The 25,981-nt window shown below is 66.7% G+C and carries 19 protein-coding genes; 12 read left to right on the forward strand and 7 right to left on the reverse strand.

Translation table 11 applies throughout. From position 1 onward, the window contains the following. Positions 1–71: 71 nt before the first annotated feature. Positions 72–1,721, reverse strand: a complete 1,650-nt coding sequence (locus M2352_RS26175; protein ID WP_264667467.1) for a tetratricopeptide repeat protein — start codon at positions 1,719–1,721, stop codon at positions 72–74. A 140-nt stretch (positions 1,722–1,861) separates the two neighbouring features. On the opposite strand from M2352_RS26175, the gene M2352_RS26180 reads away from it, so the two are divergent. The 7 genes from M2352_RS26180 (at position 1,862) to M2352_RS26210 (ending at position 11,468) form a co-directional block, all read left to right on the forward strand. After that, positions 1,862–3,259 carry a tetratricopeptide repeat-containing glycosyltransferase family protein gene (locus M2352_RS26180; RefSeq protein ID WP_264667468.1) on the forward strand — a complete coding sequence of 466 codons (1,398 nt, stop codon included), beginning with the start codon at positions 1,862–1,864 and terminating at the stop codon, positions 3,257–3,259. 80 nt (positions 3,260–3,339) lie between these two features. Continuing rightward, on the forward strand, positions 3,340–4,371 hold the full coding sequence (locus M2352_RS26185; protein WP_264667523.1) for an SDR family oxidoreductase: 1,032 nt from the start codon (positions 3,340–3,342) through the stop codon (positions 4,369–4,371). Continuing rightward, positions 4,368–5,951 (forward strand): PfkB family carbohydrate kinase, encoded by a 1,584-nt coding sequence (locus M2352_RS26190; RefSeq protein WP_264667469.1) that lies wholly within the window; start codon positions 4,368–4,370, stop codon positions 5,949–5,951. The genes M2352_RS26185 and M2352_RS26190 overlap by 4 nt, the downstream gene beginning before the upstream one ends. Positions 5,952–5,959: 8 nt before the next feature. Then, positions 5,960–6,568, forward strand: a complete 609-nt coding sequence (locus tag M2352_RS26195; RefSeq protein ID WP_264667470.1) for a D-sedoheptulose-7-phosphate isomerase — start codon at positions 5,960–5,962, stop codon at positions 6,566–6,568. A 6-nt stretch (positions 6,569–6,574) separates the two neighbouring features. Beyond that, on the forward strand, positions 6,575–7,576 hold the full coding sequence (locus tag M2352_RS26200) for an NAD-dependent epimerase/dehydratase family protein (RefSeq protein ID WP_264667471.1): 1,002 nt from the start codon (positions 6,575–6,577) through the stop codon (positions 7,574–7,576). A 114-nt stretch (positions 7,577–7,690) separates the two neighbouring features. Next, the gene (locus tag M2352_RS26205) at positions 7,691–9,379 is read left to right on the forward strand and encodes an O-linked N-acetylglucosamine transferase, SPINDLY family protein (protein WP_264667472.1); all 1,689 of its coding nucleotides are present in this window, start codon (positions 7,691–7,693) and stop codon (positions 9,377–9,379) included. A 34-nt stretch (positions 9,380–9,413) separates the two neighbouring features. Further along, complete coding sequence (locus M2352_RS26210; RefSeq protein WP_264667473.1) at positions 9,414–11,468, forward strand: O-linked N-acetylglucosamine transferase, SPINDLY family protein; 2,055 nt, start codon at positions 9,414–9,416, stop codon at positions 11,466–11,468. A 3-nt stretch (positions 11,469–11,471) separates the two neighbouring features. Here M2352_RS26210 and M2352_RS26215 read toward each other — a convergent pair whose 3' ends face one another. The 4 genes from M2352_RS26215 to M2352_RS26230 all read right to left on the reverse strand — a co-directional run bounded on the left by M2352_RS26215 (position 11,472) and on the right by M2352_RS26230 (position 16,134). Then, complete coding sequence (locus M2352_RS26215) at positions 11,472–12,422, reverse strand: NAD-dependent epimerase/dehydratase family protein (protein WP_264667474.1); 951 nt, start codon at positions 12,420–12,422, stop codon at positions 11,472–11,474. Positions 12,423–12,478: 56 nt separating this feature from the next. Beyond that, on the reverse strand, positions 12,479–13,450 hold the full coding sequence (locus tag M2352_RS26220; RefSeq protein WP_264667475.1) for a UDP-glucuronic acid decarboxylase family protein: 972 nt from the start codon (positions 13,448–13,450) through the stop codon (positions 12,479–12,481). 149 nt (positions 13,451–13,599) lie between these two features. Continuing rightward, a complete protein-coding gene (locus M2352_RS26225; RefSeq protein ID WP_264667476.1) occupies positions 13,600–14,940 on the reverse strand; it encodes a glycosyltransferase family protein in 1,341 nt (446 codons plus the stop codon). 21 nt (positions 14,941–14,961) lie between these two features. Next, positions 14,962–16,134, reverse strand: a complete 1,173-nt coding sequence (locus tag M2352_RS26230; protein WP_264667477.1) for a glycosyltransferase family 4 protein — start codon at positions 16,132–16,134, stop codon at positions 14,962–14,964. Positions 16,135–16,802: 668 nt separating this feature from the next. On the opposite strand from M2352_RS26230, the gene gmd reads away from it, so the two are divergent. From gmd to lpxD, 5 genes are all read left to right on the forward strand, one after another. Beyond that, positions 16,803–17,873, forward strand: coding sequence for a GDP-mannose 4,6-dehydratase (gene gmd / locus M2352_RS26235; RefSeq protein WP_264667478.1), 1,071 nt, complete (start codon positions 16,803–16,805; stop codon positions 17,871–17,873). Beyond that, positions 17,857–18,837 (forward strand): GDP-L-fucose synthase, encoded by a 981-nt coding sequence (gene fcl / locus M2352_RS26240; protein WP_319802076.1) that lies wholly within the window; start codon positions 17,857–17,859, stop codon positions 18,835–18,837. Before gmd ends, fcl begins: the two co-directional genes overlap by 17 nt. 183 nt (positions 18,838–19,020) lie before the next feature. After that, entirely contained in the window at positions 19,021–20,142 is a 1,122-nt protein-coding gene (locus M2352_RS26245; protein ID WP_264667479.1) for a glycosyltransferase family 4 protein, read from the forward strand. Between the two features lie 146 nt (positions 20,143–20,288). Further along, the gene (locus tag M2352_RS26250) at positions 20,289–22,073 is read left to right on the forward strand and encodes a tetratricopeptide repeat protein (RefSeq protein ID WP_264667480.1); all 1,785 of its coding nucleotides are present in this window, start codon (positions 20,289–20,291) and stop codon (positions 22,071–22,073) included. A gap of 51 nt (positions 22,074–22,124) precedes the next feature. Continuing rightward, positions 22,125–23,207, forward strand: a complete 1,083-nt coding sequence (gene lpxD, locus M2352_RS26255) for a UDP-3-O-(3-hydroxymyristoyl)glucosamine N-acyltransferase (RefSeq protein ID WP_264667481.1) — start codon at positions 22,125–22,127, stop codon at positions 23,205–23,207. Here the strand turns inward: lpxD and M2352_RS26260 are convergent. Both M2352_RS26260 and M2352_RS26265 read right to left on the reverse strand, forming a co-directional pair. After that, positions 23,192–24,958: an ABC transporter ATP-binding protein gene (locus M2352_RS26260; protein ID WP_264667482.1), complete on the reverse strand. Its 1,767-nt coding sequence runs from the start codon at positions 24,956–24,958 to the stop codon at positions 23,192–23,194. The genes lpxD and M2352_RS26260 overlap by 16 nt on opposite strands. Before the next feature lie 4 nt (positions 24,959–24,962). Next, positions 24,963–25,946, reverse strand: coding sequence for a hypothetical protein (locus tag M2352_RS26265; RefSeq protein WP_264667483.1), 984 nt, complete (start codon positions 25,944–25,946; stop codon positions 24,963–24,965). Positions 25,947–25,981 lie beyond the last annotated feature (35 nt).

Genomic DNA, 25,981 nt, shown 5'->3' on the forward strand with positions numbered 1-25,981 from the left:
GCTCCGGCGGCAAGAGGGCGTTGCGAGAGCCATGCTTTATCATAGGACGGTGCGCGTCAGGCAAGCCGCCGTCACCGTGCCTGGGTCACCCCGTCCAGCATGAACCAAGGCTGGTTGCGGTTGTGCCACGCCTGCAGCATCACCGTCTGTCCGGTCCGAACCGTCACCGGCGCGTCGAACAGGTAGATCACCGGCTGCCACCCGGACACGGGCTGGCGGTCGGCGGGATCGTTCTCGAACAGGGTGTGGGCGTCCATCTCGAGGCGGATCCACTGCAGCACCCCCAGACACCGCCCGCCGGCGGTGACCGGCACCGCCACGCGGCGCTGTTCCGGCACGGTCCGGGTGCGGCCCGTCAGGTCGAAATGGAACGGCTCGAAGACCGCCGACAGCCGGGTACAGTCCGCGGCACCGGCCTGCATATAGGCCCGGCGCGCCACCAGCCGGCGGAAACGGCGGACGTCGAACCCCTTGATGGCCGCCGTCTCGAAGTGATCCTCCAGGAAACGCCCCCCCACCAGGGCGCACCGCAGCGCCCCGGCGCGGGGGATCACCGTGCCGCCCGGTTTCAGCAGCCGGGCCTGGGCGTCCTCCAGGCTGGGCAGAACCCCTTCGGACAGCAGCTCGCTGGAAAGGATCTCCGACACCAGAACATCGGCCCGTCCGCCCAGGTCCGAGTCGGCATCGAGGGCATCGGACCGGCGGGGGATGACGGTGATACGGTCCGCCAGCCCGTTGGCCGCGACGATATCACGGGCGGCGGCGGCGACCGGCGCCACCATCTCGCAGGTGGTGACACGCCTGGCCCCCGCCGCCGCCGCCATCAGCGCCAGAAGCCCGGCCCCGGTGCCGATCTCCAGCACATGGGTGTCCGGGCCGACGGCCCGGCGCAGGGCCGCCTCGTACGCATCGTTGCGCACGGCGTCGTTCATCATCGGCGCGTGCCACTGGGGCACCAGCCGGGACAGGGTGTTGGCCAGCCCCATGCGGGCCTCCCCCCGCAGCGGGTCGGCGGCCTGCGCCGCTTCATAAACGGTGAAGGCTTCCTCCAGCCGGCCAAGGGTCTGGAGCGCGTTGGCGTGATTGATCAGCGCTCCGGCATCGCCGGGCAGCAGCACGCGGGCCATGGCGGCGCTGCGCCGCGCTCCCTCGGCCTGTCCACGGGCCAGCAGGGCGGCGGCCCGGTTGAGCCAGATGTCCCCCTGGTCCGGGGCGGCGCGGCACGCGCGGGCGTAGGTGCACAGAACCACGTCATCCCCGGCGCCGGCGCGGTTCAGGGCAAGCGCCATGGTGCCGAGGATACGGCTGTCCGCCGGCTCCAGCATCAATGCCGTGCGTGCCGCCTGCTCAGCCGCCCCGTCATGCCCCCGCTCCAGCCGCACGGAGGCCAGCGTCACCGCCAGATCCCGCGATGGTGAAAGCGCCCATGCCCGGCGCAGCAGGGCTTCGGCATCGTCCAGCCGGCCCAAGCTGTGATGCAGACGGGCCAGATTGAAGCAGGCGGGGAAAAGAGCCGGCTGGGTTACCAGCGACCGCTCCATCAGCCGTAACGCCTGTCCCGGCCGGCCGTCCCCGCGTTCGGTCAGTCCCAGCAGGTGCAGGGCGTCCGGGTTGGCGGGTTCGATGGACAGGGCCTTCCGGTAACCGTCCGCCGCCCGGTGCAGGTGCCCGGCCTGATGGTCGGCCAGGGCGCTGGTCAGAATATGATGAGACACGAGCATGAGCGTAATAGATCATAACCAGACAAGAGTACAAAAGTGTCTTGTTGCCCTGGGGCGCTGCGGCCTGCCCCGGTGGGCTCGATTGACTTTGCCCCCATCGGCCCGATACCGTGCGGCCCGATCCGCTGGAGCTTTCGACGATGCCCCCTGCCGCGCCCGACCCCTTGAACACGCCCGATTTCCAAGCCGGCCTGAGCGCGTTTTCCGCCGGCGATCTCGTGTCGGCGGAAGCGGCGTTCCGGCGGGTGATCCGGGCCTTTCCCGACTTCGCCCCCGCCCGTGGCAACATAGGCGTGGTGCTGCGCCGGCTGGAGCGGATGGCCGAAGGGCAGACCATGTTTCACACCGCCCTGGCGCTTGATCCGGCCCAGGGGGATATCTGGTCCAACCTCAGTTCCCTGGAGCGCGAGCAGCGGGACAATGCGGCTTCCGAAGTGGCGGTCCGCCGTGCTTTGCGCTGCTCTCCCACCCATGTGCCGGCGTTGTGCAATCTGGGGAACCTGTTGTTGGACCAGGCGCAGTTCGGGGAGGCGGCCACCTCCTACCGCCGGGCGTTGCAGGAGCGGCCCAATCAGGCGGAAGCCCGCAAGAATCTGGGATTGGCGCTGCTGACCCTGGGTGATCTGCGCGAAGGCTACCGCGAGTACGAATGGCGCAACACCGCTGAAAACCTGCTGGACCTGAAAGGGGATCTGAAATGGCCCCGCTGGAACGGGGAGAGCCTGCAGGGCAAGACCCTGGTGGCCGTGACCGAGCAGGGCTTCGGTGACGTCATTCATTTCGCCCGCTATGGCCAACTGATCGAAAAGCTGGGCGGGCGGATGATCCTGACGTGTCAGGGGCCCCTGGTCCGCCTGATGCGCAACGCGATCGGGGTGTCCCACGTGGTGGGGCAGGGCGATCCGTTGCCGGAAGCGGATTTCTGGGCCCCCCTGATGAGCCTGCCGCTTCATTTCGGTACCGAGATCGCCACCATTCCCGCTCCGGTTCCCTATATCCGCAGCGAACCGGAGTTGGTGGAGCAATGGCGCGCGGTGCTGCCGCCGCCTGTGGCCGGCAGCCCGCGGGTGGGGATCGTCTGGGCCGGAAATCCCCAGCACAAGAACGACCACAACCGGTCCCTGCCGCTGCCGCTCCTGGACGGGCTTTTGCAGGAAACGGGGGTGCGGTTCGTCTCGCTCCAGCGCGACATGCGTCCCGGCGATGCCGAGGTGCTGGCCGCGCGGCCGGACCTGATCCATGTGGGTCAGCGCCTGTCCACCTTCGCCGACACCGCCGCCATTCTGGAGAACCTGGACATGGTGATTTCGGTGGACACCTCGGTGGTGCATCTGGCGGGAGCGATGGCCAAGCCGGTGTGGGCGCTGCTTCCCCTGGTTCCCGACTGGCGCTGGATGCTGGGGCGGCATGATTCGCCGTGGTACCCCACGCTGCGCCTTTACCGTCAGCCGCGGCTGGGTGACTGGGGGGCGGTCATCGCCGAGGTGCGTGCGCATCTGCGGGCCATCGTCGCCCGGCGCCGTCCGGTCCTGATCTGAGTTGAAACCACTGCACTCGCCCGGAAGTGACGTGCTAAGAGTCCGCCTCCGGCGCATGCAAGCGGAGACGGGCATTGACAGTGGACGATAAGGGGCAGGCCAGCCACGGAAACGGGCTGGACGTGGTGACCGGCGGCGCCGGCTTCATCGGCAGCCATCTGGTCGAAGCCCTGCTTGCCCGCGGCCGCCGTGTGCGGGTGATCGACAATTTCTCCACCGGACGCCCGGCCAATCTGGCCTTTCTCGGCAACCCGCCGGGATTGGAGGTGGTGGAGGGCGACATCGCCGCCCCCGGCGTGGCCGACGCCGGGCTGGCCGGGGCGGAACGGGTGTTTCATCTGGCCGCCATGGCCGATATCGTGCCGTCGATCCAGAACCCCGACGCGTACTTCCGCGCCAATGTGGACGGCACCTATGCCGTGTGCCGGGCGGCGCAGGCGGCGGGCGTGAAGCGGTTCGTCTACACCGCGTCCTCGTCGTGCTACGGCCTGCCCGACCGGTTTCCCACGCCCGAAGACACCCCCTTCGACCCCCGCTATCCCTATGCGCTGACCAAGATGCTTGGGGAGCAGATCGCGCTGCATTGGGAACGGGTGTATGGCCTGCCCACCCTGTCGCTGCGGCTGTTCAACGTCTATGGCCCCCGCTCGCGGACCAGCGGCACCTATGGCGCGGTGTTCGGGGTGTTCCTGGCCCAGCGTCTGGCCGGCAAGCCGCTGACCATCGTGGGCGACGGCACCCAGACCCGTGATTTCACCTTTGTCACCGACGTGGTGCGCGCCTTTCTCATGGCCGCCGGCAGCCAGCGGTCGGGCGAGATCTACAACGTCGGCACCGGGCAGGCGCAAAGCGTCAACCGGCTGGTCGAACTGCTGGGCGTTACCGAGACCGTGCGCCTGCCCAAGCGGCCGGGGGAACCCGACTGCACCCTGGCCGACACGGCCCGCATCCGCGAGCGCCTGGGCTGGGCGCCGCAGGTGCCGTTCGAAGAGGGCGTGCGGATCATGCTGGACCACATCGATTACTGGCGCGAAGCCCCGGTGTGGACCCGCGACGGCATCGCCGAGGCGACCGCCGACTGGTTCAAGTATCTGGGGCGTCCGGCATCGTGACCTCTCCCTCTCATCCCGCTTCCCCTTTTCCGCAGCGGACCGTCCGTCCGGCCCGCAGCAAGATCGTGTCGGTGGAGGATCTGCCGGGCATCGCCGCCCGTGCCAAGGCCGAGGGCAAGACGGTGGTCATGGCCCACGGCGTCTTCGACCTGCTGCACCTGGGCCATGTGCGTCACCTGGAAGCGGCGCGGCGGGAAGGGTCGGTGCTGATCGTCACCCTGACCGCGGATGCCTTCGTCAACAAGGGGCCGGGGCGTCCGGCGTTTCCCGAACATCTGCGCGCCGAAATGCTGGGGGCGCTGGAGTATGTGGACTGGGTTGCGGTCAACCACCAGCCCAGTGCCGAAGGGCTGTTGCGGTCGGTGGCGCCCAACGTCTATGTGAAGGGTGTGGAATACGCCGACGCCGGCGCCGACGTGACCGGCAAGATCACGCCCGAGCGCGAGGCGGTGGAAAGCGGGGGCGGGCGCATCGTCTTTACCGACGACGTGACCTTCAGCTCCTCCACGCTGATCAACAAGTATCTGAACGTCTATGATCCCTCGCTGCAGCGCTATCTGGACGAGATGCGCAGCCGGGGGGCGCTCGACGACCTGCTGGCGGCGGTGGAGGCGGTGCGCCATATGCGCGTGCTGTTCGTCGGCGACGCCATCGTCGATGAGTACAACTACGTCTCCCCCTTGGGCAAATCACCCAAGGAGAACATGATCGCCACCCTGTTCCAGGAGCAGGAACGCTTTGCCGGCGGCGTGTTCGCCGCCGCCAACCACGCCGCCGGCCTGTGCGCCCAGGTGGATGTGATCACCTGCCTGGGGGCAGCCGACGGGCACGAGGCGCTGGTGCGCGATTATCTGCGTCCCAACGTCGGCCTGACGGCGTTGTGGCGGGACACGGTGCCGACCACCCGCAAGGCGCGCTTCATCGACAGCTACTCCCTGCGCAAGCTGTTCGAAGTGTACCACATGGACGATTCCCCCATGCCCGAGCATCTGGACGCCACGCTGTGCGGCATCCTGGGGGAGCGGGCCGGGGATTACGATCTTGTGGTCGTCACCGATTTCGGCCATGGGCTGCTGAGCCGCACCGCGCGGCAGGTGCTGCAGGACAAAGCCCGTTTCCTGGCGGTCAACACCCAGACCAACAGCGCCAACACCGGCTTCAACCTGATCAACAAATACGCCCGCGCCGATTTCGTCTGCCTCGACAGCAACGAAGCCCGGCTGGCCACCCGCGACAAGTTTTCCGACATGGCGGACATCGCCGGGCGCACGCTGCCGACGGTGATCGACTGCCCCCGGCTGATCGTGACCCAGGGCAAGCATGGCTGCGTCGGTTTCGATGCGGCCGATGCCGGCGGCCCCTGCCGGGTGCCGGCGCTGACCAGCACCATCGTCGATACGGTGGGGGCGGGCGACGCCTTCTTCGCCGTGACGGCCCCCATGGTGGCGGCGGGCGTGCCCATGCCGCTGGTGGGCTTCCTCGGCAACGCCGCCGGCGCGCTGAAGGTGGGGATCGTCGGTCACCGCACCCCGGTGGAAAAGGCCCCCCTGGTCAAGTTCATCACGGCTCTCCTGAAGTAGGCGCGTCCATGACCGTTCCGCCCGCTGCGCGCGATCTCGATGCCTACTTCGCCACCCTCTCGGCCCTTCCGCGCCGGACCGCGGTGACCGATGCCGCGGGGGACGCGCTGGATCTGGCCGCCGGCATGGGCCGGGTGGCCGGGCTGCTCGGCGGGTTGGCGGCGGGGGAAAACCGCGTCTTCTTCATCGGCAACGGCGGGTCCGCCGGCATCGCCAGCCATGCGGCCATCGATTATTCCAAGAACGGCGGCTTTCCGGCCCTGGCCTTGACCGATGGCGCGGCCCTGACCTGCCTGGGCAACGATTATGGGTACGACGAGGTCTTCGCCCGCCAACTGGAGTTCCACGCCCGCCGGGGCGATGTGCTGATGGCGGTGTCCAGTTCCGGGGCGTCGGCCAATATCCTGAAGGCCGTGGCGGCGGCCCGGGCGCGCGGATGCCGGGTGGTGACTTTCAGCGGCTTTTCCCCCGCCAACCCGCTGCGCCGGCTGGGGGACGTGAATTTCTATGTGGACAACGGCGAATACGGGTTCGTCGAGATCTTTCACCTGACCCTGATCCATGCCGTGCTCGACCTCGGCACCGGCTGGCGGGCGGCGATGCGGACGGCGGAGTAGGGGACGATGGCGGACAGGAACTGGTCGGTTCTGGTGACGGGCGGCGCCGGCTATGTGGGGGCGGCGCTGGTGCCCAAGCTGCTGGCCGCCGGCCACCGGGTCACGGTGCTGGATCTTTATCTCTATGGCGAAGCGGCGCTGGACGGTGTGCGTGGCCACCCCGCCCTGCGGGAGGTGAAGGGCGACCTGCGCGATCCGGCGGCGGTGGCGGATGCCCTTGCGGGATGCGACGCGGTGATCCATCTGGCCTGCATCTCCAACGACCCGTCGTTCGAGCTGAACCCGGAGCTGGGCGCGTCCATCAACCACCGTGCGTTCCGCCCGTTGGTTCGGGCGGCCAAGGCGGCGGGGGTGAAGCGGTTCGTCTACGCCTCCTCGTCCTCGGTCTATGGGATCAAGGAAGGGGTGGAGGTAACCGAGGATCTGCCGCTGGAGCCGCTGACCGACTATTCCCGCTTCAAGGCCCTGTGCGAACGGGAGCTGGAGGAGGAACGGGAACCGGGCTTCGTCACCCTGACCGTGCGCCCGGCCACCGTGTGCGGCTATTCCCCCCGCCAGCGGCTGGACGTGATCGTCAACATCCTGACCAACCACGCGGTCAACAACGGGCGGGTCAAGGTGCTGGGGGGCAGCCAGCTCCGCCCCAACATCCACATCGACGACATGTGCGCCTTCTACCTGAACGCCCTGCAATGGGCCGACGGGGACATCGACGGGCGCGTCTACAACGTGGGCTTCGAGAACCATTCGGTGATGCAGCTGGCCCAGATGGTCCGCGCCGCCGTCGGCCCGCAGGTGGAAATGGAGATCGCCCCCACCGACGATCCCCGTTCCTACCACATCTCGTCGGAAAAGATCCGGCGGGAGCTGGGCTTCGCCACCGCCCACACCATCGAGGATGCGGTGCGCGGGCTGGTGGCGGCGTTCGCCGCCGGCAAGCTGCCGGATTCCCTGACCGATCCGCGCTATTACAACATCCGCACCATGCAGGCGCTCAATCTGGTCTGACGGCCGGAAGAGGGTTCGGGCCTTGATTTCCGGGCAGGTGTCCCGCACTTTGCCGCCCTGCTGCTGGAGCGCTCCGGCCTCTCTCAACCGCTTTTCCGTCAAGGTCGTCCGTCCATGCCCCTTCCGCCCCCCTCATCCCGCACCGTGGCCGTTCTGACCCAGGCTCAGGCGCTGATGCAGCGCGGTCAGGCGGCGGCGGCCATGAAGCTGTGCGAGCAGGCGGTGGAGGGGGAGAACGGCGATCCCCTCCTGCTGTTGGAGATGATCAATCTCTACCTGCATCTGGGCCGGCATGACGACGCCTATCAAGCCGGGCTGAAGGTGCTGGAGATCGACCCGGAGGAGCCGTCGGCTCACTTCAACATGGGCTTGGCCGGTATGCGCACCAACCGGTACGAGGCGGCCCTGGGCCATTTCCAGACGGTGCTGAAGCATGACCCGCAGAACGTCCGCGCGCTGACCAATCTGGGCGGTGTCTATTTCGGCCTCGGCTTCATCAAGGAATCCCTGGCTCAGTACCGCGAGGCGCTGCGCCTTGACGAATCCGTGCCCGGCATCTGGCAGAACTACATCTCGATCCTGAACTACGACGAGGAGGCGCCGCTGTCCTTCGTCATGGACCAGCATCGCGTGGTGGGAGAAAAGCTTCAGGCCATGGCCGGGCCGCGCCCCGCCGCCTATGCCAACGATCCGTCGCCCAACCGCCGGCTGCGCATCGGCTATCTGTCGGGCGATTTCATCATGCACCCGGCCTCGCACTATGTGGAGCCGGTGCTGCGGCTGCATGACAAGAACGTCATCGATCTCTACGCCTATTCCCTCATCACCTGGTCCGATCCGGTGACCGAGAGCTTCCGGTCCTGCGTGCCCAACTGGCGCGACGTCGGCATGCTGGGCGACGATCAGCTTTTCGACCTGATCCAGGCCGACAAGATCGACATCCTGATCGATCTGTCGGGCCATACGGCGCGTAACCGCATCCTGACCGTGGCCCGCAAGCCGGCCCCCGTGATGGTCAACTGGATCGGTTATCTGAACACGCTGGGCATTCCGGGCATCGACTATTCCCTGCTCGATCCCCACCTGCTGTCGCCGGCGGCCGATGCCGGGTTCGTGGACCGCCCGTGGGCGTTGCCGGAAACCGCCTATTGCTACACGCCGCTGGTGACGTACCGCCGCCCGGCGCCGTCGCCGGTCTTCCGCAAGGGGCACATCACCTTCGGCTGTTTCAACAACCCGGCCAAGCTGTCGCAGGCGGCGTTCGCCGCGTGGGCCGAAATCCTCCACAGCCTGCCCGACAGCCATCTGATCTTCAAATACAAGACCTTCGACAGCCCCATGGTGCAGAACCGGGTTCTGCGCGCCATGGCCGCCCATGGCATCGGGCCGGACCGGCTGTCCTTCCAGGGATACTCGCCCCTGGGGCCGTTCCTGGACGGTTTCGCCGACATCGACATCGCGCTCGACACCTTCCCCTACACCGGCGTCACCACCACCATGCACACCTTGTGGGTGGGCACACCCATGGTGACGCTGACCGGCGACACGCCGATGCAGCGGTTCGGGCGTTCGGCGCTGCTCAGCATCGGGCGGCCCGACTGGATCGCCGCATCGCCCAAGGATTATGTCGCCATCGCGTTGCGGCTGGCCGAAGAGGTCAAAGCCGACCCCGGCCTGCGGCAGAAGGTGCAGCGGCGGATGCACTCTTCCTCGATGATGCGGCACGAAATCTTCGTGCGGAATCTCGAAACCGCTTACCGTGCCATGTGGCAGGCCTGGTGCACACGCCAGGGTGCGGCCTGATCCTGCCGGCCTTCCCGGAACGGAGCGGTATGCCATGACGGAGACCCCGGCCTCTCCCGGTCTTGCCCTGGCCGACGCCTTCAATATGGCGGCGGCTTTGTTCAACGCCGGCCGCCATGCGGACGCCGCCGTGATGGCGGAGCGTATCCTGGCCCATGCCCCCGGCCATCCGGACTCCCTGCATCTCCTGGGTCTGGTCCGCCGTTTCCAGAACCGGCCGGAAGAGGCGGTGGCCCTGTTTGAAGAGGCGCTCCGCCACAAACAGACACCGGCGTTTCTGTCCAACTATGCGTCCGTCCTGACCATGGTGGGGCGCCACGCCGATGCGGCGGTGGTCATCCGGGCGGCGGCGGAGATGGCGGGGACCGATGCCGCCCTGTTTTTCAATCTGGGGATCATCCTTCGCAGTGTGGGCCAGCTTCGGGAGGCGGAGGATGCCTTCCGGAAGGCTGGCCGCCTCGATCCCGCGTCGGCCGCCGCTCATCACAGCCGCGGCATGATCCTTTTCGATCTCGGGAATCACGAGGCTGCCGTTGCGGCGCTCCAGGCCGCCGTTGTCGCCGACCCGGCCTATGCCGGGGCGTTGACGGCACTTGGCTATGTCCTGAGCCGCCTGCACCGCCATGCCGAGGCGGTATCGCACCATTGGCATGCCTTGCTCCTGGAACCGGCGCGGCTGGAAAGCGCGGTTCATGCCATGGACGTGGGGCGCTATTGCCTGATGTTCGACCGGCAGCCGGCGCTGCAGGACGGGATGGCCCGTGCGGTGCGGATGGCGTTGGAAACCGGCGGCGGCGACGTGGATTGGAGGTTGTTGAGCAGCGTCCTCTACCGTCATCTTTACCGCCCGCTTCCCGATGCGGCCCGCACGATGGCGGAACAGGCTTTCGGCCGGCGGCTGGCCGCGGCGGCACCGGAGAACGCGGCTCCCTTCGCGGTGCCGGCGATGCGCCCGGCGCGGCTGCGCGTCGGCTATCTGTCGGTTCATCTGAAGAACCATCCCATCGGGCAGGTCACCCTGTCGCTGTTCGCCGCGCACGACCGCGCGCGGTTCGAGATCCATGGCTTCACCCATGTGGCCGGAGTGCCGGCGGACGATGCCTATGCGGCCCGCCACAGGGCCGGCTTCGACCATGTGCATGACATCACAGGTCTGGCAGGCGCGGACATCGCCGCGCGCATCCGGGCCGCAGGGGTCGATGTGCTCGTCTATCTCGACGGGCACATGGACAAGGAAGGGCTGGTGGCCATGGCCTGCCGCCCGGCGCCGGTGCGGGTGTTCTGGCTGGGGCATGCCGGCGGCCTGGGCACGGTGGCGGCCGACTATCTGCTGGCCGACCGGGTGGTGGTTCCCTTCGGCGAAGAGGGACGCTATGGCGAAGCGGTGGTCCGGCTGCCGGTCTGTTACCATTCCGCCGACCGCCACCCCATCAATCCGGTGCGTCCCCGCCATGAATATGGGCTTCCCGAAGACGCCGTCGTCTTTTGCGCCTTCAACAACACGGAAAAAGTGGACGGCGCCGTCTTCACCCATTGGATGGAGATCCTGCGGCGGGTGGAGGGCAGCGTTCTGTGGCTGTCAAGGGCGGGTGGGCTGGACGGCCCGCGCCACAGCATGACCCGTTTCGCGTCCGAAGCCGGGATCGATCCGGCCCGCATCATCATGGCCAGCCGGGTGGCGGACAAGGCCGATCACTACGCCCGCCATCAGGCGGCGGACCTGTTCCTCGATACCTGGACCATGAACGCATCCACCACGGCGCTCGATGCCCTGTGGTCGGGGCTGCCGATGGTGACGCTGGCAGGGAACTGTTTTTCCAACCGCATCGCGTCGTCCATGCTGACCGCCGTGGGGCTGGAAGACATGATTTGCCCGACACCGCAGGCTTATGTCGCCCTGGCCGAGGCGCTGGCCCTCAATCCCCAGGCGCTGGCGGTGGTGCGGGCGCGGCTGTGGGCCTCCCGGGAAACGGCCCCCTTGTTCGACATGCCCCGTTTCGCCGCCAAGATGGAAGCGGCTTTCGATGCCATGTGGGACCGCTGGCGGCGCGGCTTGCCGGCGGAAGGCTTTTCCATTCCCGAGCGCTGACGGTCAGGGGACGGGAACCGCAGGGACCGCATGATCGCGGTGGAAACGGTAGGCGCGGGCGACGGCTTCTCTCCACGGCACCTGGGGGGACCATTCCAGCACCCGGCGGGCACGGGTGATGTCCAGAACCACGGCCGGCACATCAACAGGCCGTCCAGGGCGGAAATCGCGCACCAGGGGCCGGCCGGCGGCGGCTTCCATGGCGTCGGCCACGTCAAGAACGCTGCGTCCCTCGCCGCTGCCGATGTTGATGACACGCTCGGCGAGAGCCGGGACGGTACCAGCCTGTATCAGGGCGGCGGTCACGTCGTCGATGTGGACGTAATCGCGCACGATGCTGCCGTCGCCCCAGATCACCAACGGCTCGCCGTGGGCGGCGGCGGCGGCGAAGGCCGCGACGACACCCTGCTGCCGGCGGCTGACCTGCCCCTCGCCGAACGGGTTCGCCACCCGCAGGACACAATAATCCAGCCCGTGCAGATGGTGGTACAGGTGCAGGTACTTCTCGATCGCCAGCTTGTTGATGCCGTAGGCGCAGATGGGATCGGTGGGGAAATCCTCGGCGATGGGCAGCCGGTTCTGGACCCCATAGACCGTTCCCCCCGACGACACGAACACCACCCGTTTCACCCCTGCCGCCACCGCGGCATCGAGAAACGCGATGGTGCCGATCACCGTGTCCGCCACGTCCTCCGCCGGGGCGGCGTTGGAACGGGCGGGCGACGTGCTGCCGATCAGATGATAGGCCACGGTGCAGCCGCCGAGCGCCCGGACCAGCCGGCCCCGGTCGGTGAAATCACCGATGTGCCAGGCGATACCGTCGGTGTCCGCCGTGCCGGCGGGACGCTCCGAGGTCATGCCCGGCGGCGGATGGCCAAAGGCCGTCACCTCATGACCGCCGAGCCGCAAGGCACGCCGCAGGTGTGTGCCAAGGAAGCCTCCGGCACCCAGCACCAGAGCGCGCTGAGCCTGCGAAGCGGGACCGGTGCCGGAGAAGGGGGCGGCGGGGATCAGCGCACCCCCTCCACCCCGCCGTTTTCCACCAGCTCACGGAAATAGGCGATGGTCCGGGTCAGACCTTCTTCCAGCGGCACCTTGGGTTCCCACGACAGCAGGGACTTGGCCTTGGTGATATCGGGGCGGCGCTGCTTGGGATCGTCGGCGGGGAGGGGGCGCTGCTCGATGCGCGAGGACGAGCCGGTCAGGCGGATCACCATCTCGGCCAATTCGATCATGGTGAATTCGCCGGGGTTGCCGATGTTGATCGGGCCGGGGACGTCACCATCCAGATCCATGTAGCGGACCATGGCTTCCAGCAGGTCGTCCATGAAACAGAAGGACCGCGTTTGCGACCCGTCGCCGTAGATGGTGATGGGATCGCCGCGCAGCGCCTGCATGATGAAGTTGGACACCACGCGCCCGTCGTTGGGGTGCATGCGGGGTCCATAGGTGTTGAAGATGCGCACCACGCGGATGGGCAGGCTGAACTGGCGGTAATAGTCGAAGAACAGCGTCTCGGCGCAGCGCTTGCCCTCGTCGTAACAGGCGCGCGGGCCGATCGGGTTGACGTTGCCCCAGTAATCCTCGGTCTGGGGATGGACCGCCGGGTCGCCGTAGACCTCGCTGGTGGAAGCCTGGAGGATGCGGGCCTTCACCCGCTTGGCCAGCCCCAGCATGTTGATGGCGCCATGCACGCTGGTCTTGGTGGTCTGCACGGGATCGAACTGGTAATGCACGGGCGATGCCGGGCAGGCCAGATTGTAGATCTTGTCCACCTCCAGATAGAGCGGGAAGGTCACATCGTGGCGGATCGCCTCGAACCGCGGGTTCTGGAGCAGGTGGTAGATGTTGCGCTTGCGGCCCGTGAAATAGTTGTCAACGCTGATGACCTCGTGTCCTTGCGCCAGCAGCTTTTCGCACAGGTGCGAACCAAGGAAGCCGGCGCCGCCGGTTACGAGAATGCGTTGGCTGGAAATCGTCATAGGCCGCGTCTCGTCAAGAGAGGGAAAGGGGGTGGCGGACAGCAAGGGCCGCGCCGGCAGCGCGCATTATAGAAAGGGAAACGCACGCCGCGTCCAGCACGAACAGGGGTGGAAATCCCGCGCAGCGCTCCAAAGCCGTACAGCCCGCCTCACAAAGGGGGTAGGCCGATCGCCTCGCGGGTCGGGCGGGACATGATGCGGATGTCATGCTGCCGCTCCCACAGGGCACGATTGGCCCGCCCGATGGCCTCCAGCCGTTCGGGGGAGGTGGCCAGGATCTGGCGCAACTGAGCCTTGATCCCGATTCGCTCCCGTTCGGTTACGGCAAAGCCGCATTCGTTCCGCCGCACGTAATCGTGCACCGCCCAGTCGGGATGGCCGATGGACAGGACCGGCTTGCCCACGCACAGGTATTCCGACAGCTTGGTGGCCAGAGAATAGCGGAACAACACCAGATTGTCGGGCCGGAAGGTGGTGGACGCCACCAGGAAGTCGGACGCCAGATAGGCATCCACGAGCGTCTCGGGCCCTGCATGGCCGCGGTAGACCACGGCACCCGGCATCTGCTCGGCGTTGATCAGGGGGGCGAATTCGATGGGGGTGAAGACTTCCAGCCGGCACGGCGTGCCTTCGAAATTCAGCTCCGATACCGCGCGGGCCAGCCACAGCAGGGTTTCGCCCTGCAGATGCAGGTTCATGGCGCCGGCATAGGTCAGCAACGGAACCCGTCCGCCCGGCTGGGCGGCAGGCAGCGGCTGGAACAGCCGCTCCGTCTTGCCGTGCATCAGATCGGGGCAGGCGTTGTTGGCGGCGAAGAAGGGCTGTCCCGTCACCCCCTCCAGCTTTTCCGCCAGATGGGGGGAGTTGGTGGTGGACGCCAGCGACCGTTGCCCCGCCTCGCGCATCAGGGCGATGATCCGCTGCCGCCAGGATTCACGGACGGACGGGGCCGGGATGGTCTTGCTGTCTTCCTCCAGCCAGTCATCCATGTGCAGAACGGCCATGGGCACGTTGAAATGCCGGGCGATGCCGACCGCCAGCGCCAGGAAGCGCAGGGACAGGGGGGCTGTGTAAACGATGTCGGGGCGGAAACCGCGCTTGTCCAGAACCGCCAGCGCGTCGCGCAGATCTTCGTTCAGGAAGGGTTCGGGATGACGGCGCACCAGGGCGTGCTTCATCCGCCAGGCGGTGCGGGCCATGCCGGCCCGGCGCATGCCGCCCTCGATCCGGCTCCACCATGCGGGCGGGCGCCAGTCGGGGGGCAGCAGGTGGAAACGGTCGCCATAATCCGGCGATACCGTGATCCCCTTGTAACCGTAGAACCCGACCAGCTTGTCCGCCGGAAGCCCCTTGAGCACATGGCTCGCCACCACACCGCCGCCCTGCACGTAGCTGAGGGCATTTTCCGCCACGTAGACGACGGACTTCACCGCCGCCCCGTCCGCTGGGGCGTCGGACCGCGTGAGGGAAGGGAGCGTGGTGGTGGTCATGGGGCCGTTCCCGTTCTCTCGTCAGTTCTGGCAGGCGGTGACGAAGCTTTCGGCGAAGTTCCGCCATGTCCGCTGCCCATGGACGAAGGCCAGGGCGTTGGCCCGGCGGCGCTGCGCTTCGGCATGGTCGGTGTAGATCCGCTCCAGCGTCTCCACCAACTCGTCCACGGAGGATTCACCCCAGCCGATGCGGCTGCCGTCCCGATCGGGGACCGGCGTCTGATGGTTCAGGGTGAAGCAGGTGTCGCCCGCCACCAGATCCATGTGCCCGGTGTTGGCCGACAGCACGGTGGGCACGCCGCAGGCCATCGCCTCCATTGCCACCAGATTGGTCGCACCTTCGCAGCGGTTGGGGAACAGGGCGGCGTGGCATTCCCACAGAAGCGGGGCGATCTGGGCGCGGGTGAGGAAGCCCAGGTCGAGGAAGCCTTCCGCCGGCAGGCCGTTCTCCACGGCCCAGTCGGTGATGCGCAGGCGGTTGTTGGCGTCCACCTTGGGAGCCGACGGGGCCAGGGTGGATTCGGCCATGCCGGCGGCCGTGGGCGGCCACGGGTTGTGCCACGCGGTCACCAGCAGGGCGTCGGGATGACGCTGATGGAACCGGCGGAAGGCGGCCAGCACGATGTCCTGCCCCTTGCGGAATTCCAGTTTTCCGCCGGAGAACACGACGAACCGGTCCCCGAACCGCTTCTGCGGGGTGCCGGGGAACGCCTCGGTCGGGTCGATGCCCTGGAACGTCAGGCGGACATCCTTCACGCCCCGCTCGTCCAGCAGGTTTTTGTTGTAGGTGGAATGCACCACCATGATGTCGTAGGACTTCGCCCGCTCCAGCACGTCGCCGTAGACGCGGGTATCCTCGTAGGCGATCACGCCGACGTTCCGGGCGCTGCGGAAGCGGCTGGACACCGGCTGGGCGACGAAGCCGTTGCTGAGGGCATGCAGAACGTCGAAATCGTTCAGCATGAAAACCTTGCCCGGGTTTTCCTTTTGCAGACGCTGCGTGGTCTCGTACCCCTCGAGCAGCGGCGTCAGCCGTTCGCGGTTCTGCGGGCGCATGGAGTTCATGGACGGAGCTTCGAGCAGCAGCGGTCGAATGCCCCGTTCAACCATGTAAAGGCAGGTGTGCAGGCCCACCAGCCCCCAACCATGCAATTCCGAAAGGCTCCAGGTCACTGCCAGCGATCGCGTCGTCATGAAACTCTCATCGGAAGAGAAGGGGTGGGGCCGGTTCCCATCAGGATCACGGGATCACATAACAGGCTTGGGAAAGAGGGTTCAAGAAAAGCCGTGTGCGTATGTCAGTCACACGCCCATCCCGCAGCGGGATGCCGCAGGGTGGCCATAGGATGAACGGTCGGGTTGACAAGGGTGCAATGCTGCGGCTAATCCGCCGCCCTACGAAGGTACTGCGTCATGCCGTGCCGGAGAGGGGTGGGCAACCGATGCGGCCGTTCTTTCGTTTTTCCGGCCTGGATGCTGCCAGTGCCTCCGCCGTCAAGGCTGTGGTGCCTTTGGTTATCCCGGCGGATCGCGCCGGTTGCCGTGATGTGAAACATGAAACGGAACGTATCATGAAATATGAAACGGGACGTGTCATGAAACACGAAGATCACGTGTCGGCCGCCCGGCTCCCCGCTGCCCCGATAGGGCGCGAAAGCCGGAAGTCCGCTCCCTCCTTCCGGTGTTGCAACGCGGATACCCGTAAAAGCGCAGGAGCCGGTCGCGGGGATTGCACTTTGATCCGCCGCCGCAAGGTGGTAATCAACCACGAACCGATATCGAGAATTCCCTGATGAATTAGCCCTGGGGCGATGCTTCCTGGGTTTGGTGATCCTGACGGCGAAATAGCGGAACGAAAACGAATGTCTGAGAAAGTCGCGCTGATAACTGGCGTCACGGGCCAAGATGGGGCGTATCTGGCCGAACTCCTGCTGTCGAAAGGATACGTCGTCCACGGCGTCAAGCGGCGTTCGTCTTCGTTCAACACCGGCCGTATCGACCATCTCTACCATGACAAGCATGAAGGGTCGTTGCCCTTCTACCTGCATTACGGCGATCTGACCGATGCGACCAATCTGATCCGTCTGGTTCAGGAGGTTCAGCCGACCGAGATCTACAATCTCGCCGCCCAGAGCCACGTCCAGGTCAGCTTCGAGACCCCCGAGTACACGGCCAACGCCGACGGTATCGGGACGCTGCGCCTGCTGGAAGCGATTCGCATCCTGGGGATGGAAAAAACCACCCGCTTCTATCAGGCATCCACCTCCGAGCTGTTCGGCAAAGTGCAGGAGACGCCGCAGAAGGAAACCACCCCCTTCTACCCGCGCAGCCCCTATGCCGCGGCCAAGCTGTACGCCTACTGGATCACGGTGAACTACCGTGAGGCCTATGGGATGCACGCCTCCAACGGCATCCTGTTCAACCACGAAAGCCCGATCCGGGGCGAAACCTTCGTGACGCGCAAGATCACCCGCGCCGTCGCCGCCATCCAGCTCGGCCACCAGGAAACCCTGTACCTGGGCAATCTGGATGCCAAGCGCGATTGGGGCCATGCCCGCGACTATGTCGAAGGCATGTGGCGCATCCTCCAGCAGGACGAGGCCGAGGATTACGTGCTCGCCACCGGCGAGACCCATGCGGTGCGCGAATTCGTCGAGTTGGCCTTCGCCCAGGTCGGCCGCACCATCGCGTGGCGCGGCGAAGGGGTGAACGAAGAGGGTTTCGACACCGCTGACGGCCGGGTGCTGGTGAAGATCGACCCGCGCTATTTCCGCCCGACCGAAGTGGATCTGCTGCTGGGCGACCCGTCGAAGGCCCATGCCAAGCTTGGCTGGCGCCACACCACGAGCTTCAAGGAGCTGGTGGCCGACATGGTGACGAGCGATCTGGCCCTTCTGCAGAAGGAACAAAAGCGCCATGGCCTCAGCGACTGATACCGCGGTGCCTGCGTCCGTGTTTGATCTGACCGGTAAGAAGATCTGGGTGGCCGGCCATCGTGGGATGGTCGGCTCCGCCGTGGTCCGCCGTCTGGGGGCGGAGCCGTGCACGGTCTTGACCGCGGACCGCTCCCGCGTCGATCTGCGCCGTCAGAGCGAGGTGGAGGCGTGGCTGGACGTCGAAAAGCCCGACGCCATCGTGCTCGCCGCGGCCAAGGTGGGTGGCATTCTGGCCAACTCCACCTATCCGGCGGACTTCATCTATGAAAACCTGATGATCGAGGCGAACATCATCCACGGGGCTTACCGCGCCGGGGTGAAACGCCTGCTGTTCCTCGGCTCGTCGTGCATCTATCCCCGTCTGGCCCCCCAGCCGATCCACGAGGATGCCCTGCTGACCGGGCCGCTGGAGCCGACCAACGAGTGGTACGCCATCGCCAAGATCGCCGGGATCAAGCTGTGCCAGGCCTACCGTGCCCAGTACGGCTGTGATTTCGTCTCGGCGATGCCGACCAACCTGTACGGTCCCGGTGACAATTTTGACCTGAAGGCCAGCCACGTGTTGCCGGCCCTTATGGTCAAGATCCACAAGGCCAAGCAGGAAGGGCTGTCCAGCGTCGAGATCTGGGGGTCGGGCAAGCCGCAGCGGGAGTTCCTGCATGTGGACGATCTGGCCGATGCCTGTGTGCATCTGCTGCGGGTCTATGCCGAGGACGTGGCCATCAACGTCGGCACCGGAACCGACGTGACCATCCGCGAACTGGCCGAGCAGATTGCCGAAGCGGTCGGATACACCGGCGGCTTCCATTTCGACGCCAGCAAGCCCGACGGCACCCCGCGCAAGCTGCTGGATGTCAGCCACTTGCGCCGTCTGGGGTGGGAGGCGCGCTACAGCCTGAAGGATGGTATCGCGCACACCTACCGCTGGTTCCTGGAAAACCAGAGCAATCTGCGGGCATGAACCGCCGGCCGGGCGGCGGCGCCGCCGTCTGCCCGGCTACGCCATTCCGCCGCTCCTCTGGGAAAGCGCCGCGCCCCCATGCTTTACCACACACTGCACCGGCTATGGCGCTGCCTGCCGCGTGATGCGCGGCGTGCGGCTATTTTCGCGGTTACATCACGGCTGGCGCCCCGGCCCGGGCGCTTGGAGGATATCCGCCCCGGTCCGGTTGCGGTGGCGGGGCAACTCAGCACCGCCAGCGGTTTGGGGGAAGGAGCACGGCTGGGGCTTCAGGCGTTGAGGGAGGCGGGGGCCGATGTCCGCGCCGCCGACCTGGGGCCGGCCTTCGACCAGGTTGACCTGCCGTTGCCACCCGATCTTCCGCCCCCTCCGGCGGCGGGGGAGGGGGGGGTTCTGATTGCCCATGTCAACGCCCCCTATCTGCCCTTTGCCCTGCATCGCCTGGGCAAGGCTGCCGTGGCCGGACGGCGCGTGATCGGGTATTGGGCATGGGAACTGCCAAGGCTGCCGCCGGACTGGCGCCACGGTTTTCCCTTCGTCCATGAAGTGTGGGTGCCCAGCCGTTTTACGGCGGCGGCGGTGGCGGCGGAAACCCGTTTGCCGGTCCGGGTGGTGCCGCATCCGCTGCCCGTGCCGGCGGCGCCTGTGTACGGGCGCGCTCATTTCGGTCTTCCCGACGATGCGTTCGTCGTGGTCAGCTTCTTTCACATGGGGTCCAGCTTTACCCGGAAGAACCCCGTGGCGGCGATCCGCGCGTTTCGTACGGCGTTCGGTGACGACCCCCGGCGGATCCTGGTCGTCAAGGTCAACGAAGGGACGCTTGATCCCGCGGCCTGGGATCGGCTGCGCACGGCGGTGGGAGGGGCTGGCAACATCCGGGTCATCGACCGCAAGATGGAGCGGGCGGAGGTGGACAGCCTGTTGGACGCCGCCGATACCGTGGTTTCCCTGCACCGGGCCGAAGGTTTCGGGCTGGTTCCGGCGGAAGCCATGGCGCGGGGCAAGCCGGTGGTCGCCACCGGCTGGTCCGGCAACCTGGATTTCATGACGCCGGACAACAGCCTTCTGATCGGGTACCGGCTGGTGCCGGCGGCGGACCCCCAGCACACGTATGATTTTCCCGATCAGCAATGGGCGGATGCGGACGTGGATGAAGCGGCTGTGGCCCTGCGCCGTCTGGCGGAAGACCATGGATTGTGCCACATCCTGGGCACGCGGGCCGCCGCCGATATTCGGCGGTCGCTTTCGGGCGCCGTTTTTGCTGCGGCCTTTAAGGAATCGGAGATCATCCCTTTCTCATCATAGAGGTGGAAAAAGGGATGACATCGACAGGACGAGTGGATCGCCATGATACTCCGGACTTGCATGGTGATCCTTTTTGACGATAGAGCCTTGGAGGGATGGTATCCCCGCACGGCCTGCTTTGACTGGGGACCAACGGTGGAGAAAGTATGGTGAGCGGACTGCTGGCCCAGCTGAAAGGATTTTTCCCGCACAAGCCTAATCTGGCGCGTGGTCTGGAGGCATTGGGGCGCAACGATTTTGCCGCCGCTCTGGCTGATCTGCGCCCATTGGCCGAGGCGGGGAATGCCGAGGCCCAGTATCGTGTGGGTATGATGTATGCCCAAGGCCACGGTGTTTTCCAGGAATTCGGAGAGGCGGGGCATTGGCTGCGCCTGTCGGCAGGGCAAGGCCATGTGGAGGCCCAATACACCCTGGCCCATTATCTGGCGTCGGGTGACGGCGACATCAAACCGTGGCGAATTCCCGTCAAATGGTACAACAACGTCAAGGCCATTCATGAGGAAACCGCAGAGGCCAACCGGTCCCTGCTGTTTCCCCATGGTCTGGGCATCCCCCACGATCCCGCCGAGGCGGTGGAGTGGTACCGCAAGGCCGCCGAACAAGGGCACGTCAGGGCCCAATCCGACTTGGGCGTGATGTATGCCGGTGGCCATGGTGTCGATACCGACCCCGTTGCGGCCCTGCACTGGTACAAGCTGTCTGCGGCGGAGGGCAACGCCACCGCTCAATATAACCTTGGCGGAATGTACGCCACCGGCAGGGGTGTCGAGCCTGATATCGACGAAGCCATGGTGTGGTACCGCAGGGCTGCCGAACAGGATCACGTGCAGGCGGTGCTGGCCATCGCCCTGCTGTACCAGGAAGGCCATGGCCTGCCGAAGGATGACGCCGCCGCCGCCTTGTGGTTCCAGCGGGCGGCTGAGCTGGGGGATCTGCGGGCTCAGTTCGAGTACGGCATGATCTGTGCCCGCGGCATCGGGGTCGAGGAAGACGTCCGCCAGGCTCAGCACTGGTGGCTGAAAGCGGCGGAACGGGGCCATGCCTTGGCCCAGTACAATCTCGCCATTCTCTATTTCAAGGGCCGGCTGGGTGCTCCCGATTACGGCGAGGCGGTGGCCTGGTTCCGCAAATCGGCCATCAACGGCAACATCAATGCCCAGCTGTATCTCGCCAACCTGTTCTCTGAAGGCAGCCTGATCCCCCGCGACGAGGTGGAAGCGGCGGAGTGGTACCGCAAGGCGGCCGAGGCCGGGAATGTCAGGGCTCAATGCCGGATGGCCGAGCTGTACAACACCGGCACGGGCGTGCCGAAAAGCCCCAAGCTGGCAGCCGAGTGGGTGCAGAAGGCCGCCGGGCAGGGGGATGCGGAGTCCCAGTTCACCCTCAGCGTGCTGTACGCAAACGGCAACGGTGTGCCCAAGGATCTGCAGAAGGCCGAGGAATGGTGCCGCAAGGCGGCCGAACAGGGGATGGCCAACGCGCAATACACCATGGGATTGGTCTGCGCCACCGGCCGCTATGGCCGCAAGGACGTGGCGGAGGCCAAGGAATGGTACGGCAAGGCTGCCGAGCAGAACTACATTGCCGCCCAGATCAACCTGGGTCTCCTGTATCTTCAGGGTGACGGCGACGAAAAGAACGTTATGACCGCCCTTCAATGGTTCGAACGGGCGGCGGAAAACGGCAACACCACCGCCATGATCAATCTGGGGCTGATCTATATGTCGGCCGACGGCGTGGACGTGGATCTGGCGGAATCCTACCGTTGGTTCACCCTGGCGGCCGCTGGCCTGCCGCCCGGGCCGGAACAGGTCAAGGTGGAGAACCAGATCAGTGTCGTGGGCAAGCTGATGTCGCCGGCCGATATGGAACGTGCCAATGCACTGCTGAACGACTGGCGTCAGCGTACCAGCATGCGCTCGGCGGCCTGATCTCTTTCTCGCCCTCGCTTCCCGCTCTTTGCCTCATCACCGGGTGCGCCTATGAAGCTGTCCGATATCGCCGCCGCCCTGAACGCCCGCGTGGAAGGGGATGGAAACCTGGAGGTCACCCGCGCGGTCCATCCCGCCGAAGCCGAAGGACCGGGGGATCTGGCTCTTGCCATGGATAAGAAGCTGCTGCCGGTGCTTCACCAGAGCAAGGCGGTGGCGGCCGTGGTGACCGAGGCCGCGGCCATTCCCGACGGGCTGGCGGGGGTGATCCGGGTGCGCCGCGGGGCGACGGCCATGGCCGGGTTGATGGATGTGTTCGAAAAGCCGGTGCATGCCGAACCGGGGATCCATCCCCTGGCCTGGGTGGCACCCGATGCCGAGGTGGGGGAGGGGGTATCGGTCGCCCCCTTCGCCTATATCGGTCCGCGGGCCGTGATCGGGGCCGGTACCGTTGTGATGCCTCATGTGACGGTGGGGGCGGATGCCCGCATCGGCGCTTCCTGCCTCCTTCATCCCGGAGCGCGGATCGGTGAGCGGGTGGTCATGGGAGACCGCTGCATCATCCATCCCAACGCCGCGGTGGGGAACGACGGTTTCAGCTATGTCACCCCCGAGCCGGGCAGCGTGGAAACCGCCAAGGCCACGGGGCAGATCGCCGGCTCCAACGCCATGATCCGGCGGGTGAACTCCATCGGTACCGTTATCCTGGGTGACGAGGTGGAGGTGGGGGCCGGGACGACCATCGACCGCGGCACCGTCACCGCCACCCGTATCGGCGACGGCACCAAGATCGATAATCTCGTCCAGATCGGTCACAACTGCCAGATCGGCAGCAACTGCATGCTGTGCGGCCATACGGGCATCGCGGGCAGCGTTATCGTGGGCGACCGGGTGGTGATGGCCGGAAAGACCGGGGTGGCCGATCACGTGACCATCGGCAGCGATGCCATCCTGGCGGCTTCCGCCGGGGTGGGAACCGATATTCCGGCAAAGTCGATTTACATGGGCCTGCCGGCGGTGCCGCGGGCACAGTTCCTGGATCAGGTCCGCGGGCTGGGCCGGCTGAAGCGGCTGTTCGCCGATGTGGCCCAGCTCAAGGCGGCTCTGGGCGATAAGGCTCAAGGCGAAGGCTGACGCGGGCCGGCCATCCCCAGAGCGGCCAGCCGGGGGCCAGCGGCAGCGCGGACATCATCCCACGTTCCCGCCGCGGTCAGGCGGCCGGCGTCGAGCATCAGCACATGATCGGCGGCCTGCACGGTGCTGGGGCGGTGCGCCACCACCAGCACCGTGCAGGAACCGCGCAGATTGGCCAGGGCCCGGGCAACGGCGGTCTCCGTTTCGCCGTCCAGCGATGCGGTCGCTTCATCCAACGCCAGAAAGGCCGGACGGTGCAGCCACGCACGCGCCAGTGCCAGCCGCTGCCGCTCGCCGCCGGAAAAGCGCAGGCCGCGGTCCCCCGCAACCGTGTCCAGCCCCTGGGGCAGGGCGCGGACGAAATCGGCCGCCGCAACCGCCTCCAGCGCCGCCCACAGCGCGCCGTCATCGGCATCCGGGCAGGCAAGGCGAAGGTTGGCCCGCAGCGTGTCGTGAAACAGGAACGGATCCTGGGGGCAGGCCGAGACGGACCGCCGCCATGCGCGGCGCACATCGGGTGACAGCCGGACACCATCGATGCTGATGTGACCGCCGTCAGGCGTGGTCAGGCCGAGAGCCAGATCGAGCAGGGTCGATTTGCCCGCCCCTGACGGGCCGATCAGCGCGGTTATCTTGCCCGCCGGGATCACCGCGTCGATATGGTCCAGCACCGGGGCGCCACGCTCGTGTCCCTGTTTTTCGTCATGGCGAACAACGACGCCGGAAAAGCGCATCTCCCTTTGCAGCGATGGGGAGGGGGTTCCGATTGCCGGCGGTTCGGCTGCTGCCCGGCAGGCGGCCAGGGTTTCGTCGTAGGTGGCCAGAGCCGCGGAGGCGCCGGCCAGGCGCCGCCAGTTGGAGAGGCAACGCAGAGCCGCCTGTAAGAGGCGGCCATAAGCCAGCATCAATGTCAGCGCCTCCGCCAGCGGCAGGCGCAGAAGGAAGACGGCCATGGACAGCCCCCCCGCGGCCGCGGCCGCGGCGATGGTTTGCAGCACGGCGCGTTCGGTGGCATGGGCCCGCTCGTAAGCGCGCTGATTGCGACGTGCATCGGCAAAGCGCGACGACAGTTTTTCTTCACGGGCGGCTTCGGCCGTGAAGATCTTGATCAGACGCAGCCCGGCAAGATTGTCGGCAAGGTCGGCCATGGCGGCCTTGTTCGCCTCTCCCAGTTGCCGTCCCAGCAGCCAGCTTCGCGCGTTCAGGTGGCGGGTCGCCGCGGCGGCCAGAACGACCATCACCAGCGCCGCTCCGGTCAGGGCAGGGGACAGAAACAGGGCCGCCGCCGCCAGAAACGGTATCGCCAGCAGCGCGCCCGTCAGATTGCCCAGGGCCGTGACGGCCATATGGATACGGCCGATTTCACCGGTCATCGCCTGCTGCAGGTCGGCGGAGCGCCGCTTGCGGAAGGCGTTCCATTCCATTGCCAGGATCGCCGCGTGCAGATCGGCGCGCAGGCGGTCAAGGAAATCCAGGGTCAGGGCCTGCGCCGCGCGGTGACGGGTCTGCCCGATGTGCGCCGCAACGCCGGCCAGAAGGACGTAGCCGGTCAAGACCAGGGCAAAGATCCATGGGTCCGGCGGTGCCTCTCCCCTGTTACCGATGCCCAGAAGCTTGAGCAAGGGAACCAGGGCCAGCACGCCGATGCCTTCGGTTACGCCGGCGACGGCATTCAGCACCACGGCGCCGATAGCACGGCGGCGGCCCAGGGCGGCCAGGCGGCGGGGAAGGTCGAGGGCGTGGTGTCGCATCGCGTCAGGTGGCGGATCGGGGGGGGCACGCCTGTTCCCCGCCCTGCCGGGCCGCCGCGGCCAGCAGATCGGCTTGCGCGGGCACGTGATCAAGATTGGGGGGGAAGCGGAACTCCGTTATTGTCAGGAGCGACGACAGGCGTGCGATCGCATCGAGGCGGGACGGATTCCCCGGCAGTGTCCGTGCGATATCGAGGAGACACACCAGATTCGCCACCGTCTCGAATTTCTGCAGCCGCCCAAGGGACGATGCGCTCCGGCTTGGCGTGGTGGCGCCGAACGCTTTTCGGATGACCGCCAGGCCGGACGGTGGCTTGGGGGCTGGGTCGAACCATGGCGTGGCATCGATCCGGAACCGCCCGCCCGGTCCCGGTGCCGCGGTGGGAGGGGGCTCCATATCCAGCGCGGCCAGTGAATCCGGCCATAACGACACATCGGGGAAGGAGGGCCAGATCAGGGGGGCAGCCGGATCCGTGGTGTCGAGAGCGCACATCGCATCGGCCATCAGGGTATGCCCCCGTTGGGCCAATGCCGCCGTCATCGTGCTTTTCCCATACGCCGGGCCGCTGCCCAGCAGCACGGCCCGGCCATCGACCGCGATACAGGCGGTGTTGAGCGGTATCAGGTTCCACAGATGACAGGCAAAGGCGAGCGGAGTTCCGCGCAAAAAGGTCAGGATCCGCTCCAGCGCCGTTTCCGGGTGGGGATCGATTACGATGCGGCTGTGCCCATCCACCAGATAGCGGGCGATGCCCGGCACACGATGGAGACAGCGGTTCCCGGCCCCGATCTCGGTCAGCGGACGGCGTATGAGCGGGCGGTCCAGCGCCTCGGGCACGGGGCCGAACGTGATCGCGACGGCGCGGGAAGCATCATCAGGGGAGGCCGGCCAAAAACCCGGGCAGGGAAATTCCGCCATCAGCGTCAGGCCAAGAGCGCGGTAGCGGTAATGCACGCCGGATGTCTCCACGAAATCTGAGGCGGCCATCCTGACCCAACCCTTTGACAGGGTTCAAGGGACAG

The sequence above is a fragment of the Azospirillum fermentarium genome, assembly GCF_025961205.1.
Taxonomy (GTDB): Bacteria; Pseudomonadota; Alphaproteobacteria; order Azospirillales; family Azospirillaceae; genus Azospirillum; species Azospirillum fermentarium.

What these genes read in the sequence shown, in the direction of transcription:
- M2352_RS26175 (WP_264667467.1), bottom strand. Translation starts at nt 1,721, where the DNA reads ATGCTCGTGTCTCATCATATTCTGACCAGCGCCCTGGCCGACCATCAG.
- M2352_RS26180 (WP_264667468.1), top strand. Translation starts at nt 1,862, where the DNA reads ATGCCCCCTGCCGCGCCCGACCCCTTGAACACGCCCGATTTCCAAGCC.
- M2352_RS26195 (WP_264667470.1), top strand. Translation starts at nt 5,960, where the DNA reads ATGACCGTTCCGCCCGCTGCGCGCGATCTCGATGCCTACTTCGCCACC.
- M2352_RS26200 (WP_264667471.1), top strand. Translation starts at nt 6,575, where the DNA reads ATGGCGGACAGGAACTGGTCGGTTCTGGTGACGGGCGGCGCCGGCTAT.
- M2352_RS26205 (WP_264667472.1), top strand. Translation starts at nt 7,691, where the DNA reads ATGCCCCTTCCGCCCCCCTCATCCCGCACCGTGGCCGTTCTGACCCAG.
- M2352_RS26210 (WP_264667473.1), top strand. Translation starts at nt 9,414, where the DNA reads ATGACGGAGACCCCGGCCTCTCCCGGTCTTGCCCTGGCCGACGCCTTC.
- M2352_RS26220 (WP_264667475.1), bottom strand. Translation starts at nt 13,450, where the DNA reads ATGACGATTTCCAGCCAACGCATTCTCGTAACCGGCGGCGCCGGCTTC.
- M2352_RS26225 (WP_264667476.1), bottom strand. Translation starts at nt 14,940, where the DNA reads ATGACCACCACCACGCTCCCTTCCCTCACGCGGTCCGACGCCCCAGCG.
- M2352_RS26230 (WP_264667477.1), bottom strand. Translation starts at nt 16,134, where the DNA reads ATGACGACGCGATCGCTGGCAGTGACCTGGAGCCTTTCGGAATTGCAT.
- gmd (WP_264667478.1), top strand. Translation starts at nt 16,803, where the DNA reads ATGTCTGAGAAAGTCGCGCTGATAACTGGCGTCACGGGCCAAGATGGG.
- fcl (WP_319802076.1), top strand. Translation starts at nt 17,857, where the DNA reads ATGGCCTCAGCGACTGATACCGCGGTGCCTGCGTCCGTGTTTGATCTG.
- M2352_RS26250 (WP_264667480.1), top strand. Translation starts at nt 20,289, where the DNA reads ATGGTGAGCGGACTGCTGGCCCAGCTGAAAGGATTTTTCCCGCACAAG.
- lpxD (WP_264667481.1), top strand. Translation starts at nt 22,125, where the DNA reads ATGAAGCTGTCCGATATCGCCGCCGCCCTGAACGCCCGCGTGGAAGGG.
- M2352_RS26260 (WP_264667482.1), bottom strand. Translation starts at nt 24,958, where the DNA reads ATGCGACACCACGCCCTCGACCTTCCCCGCCGCCTGGCCGCCCTGGGC.
- M2352_RS26265 (WP_264667483.1), bottom strand. Translation starts at nt 25,946, where the DNA reads ATGGCCGCCTCAGATTTCGTGGAGACATCCGGCGTGCATTACCGCTAC.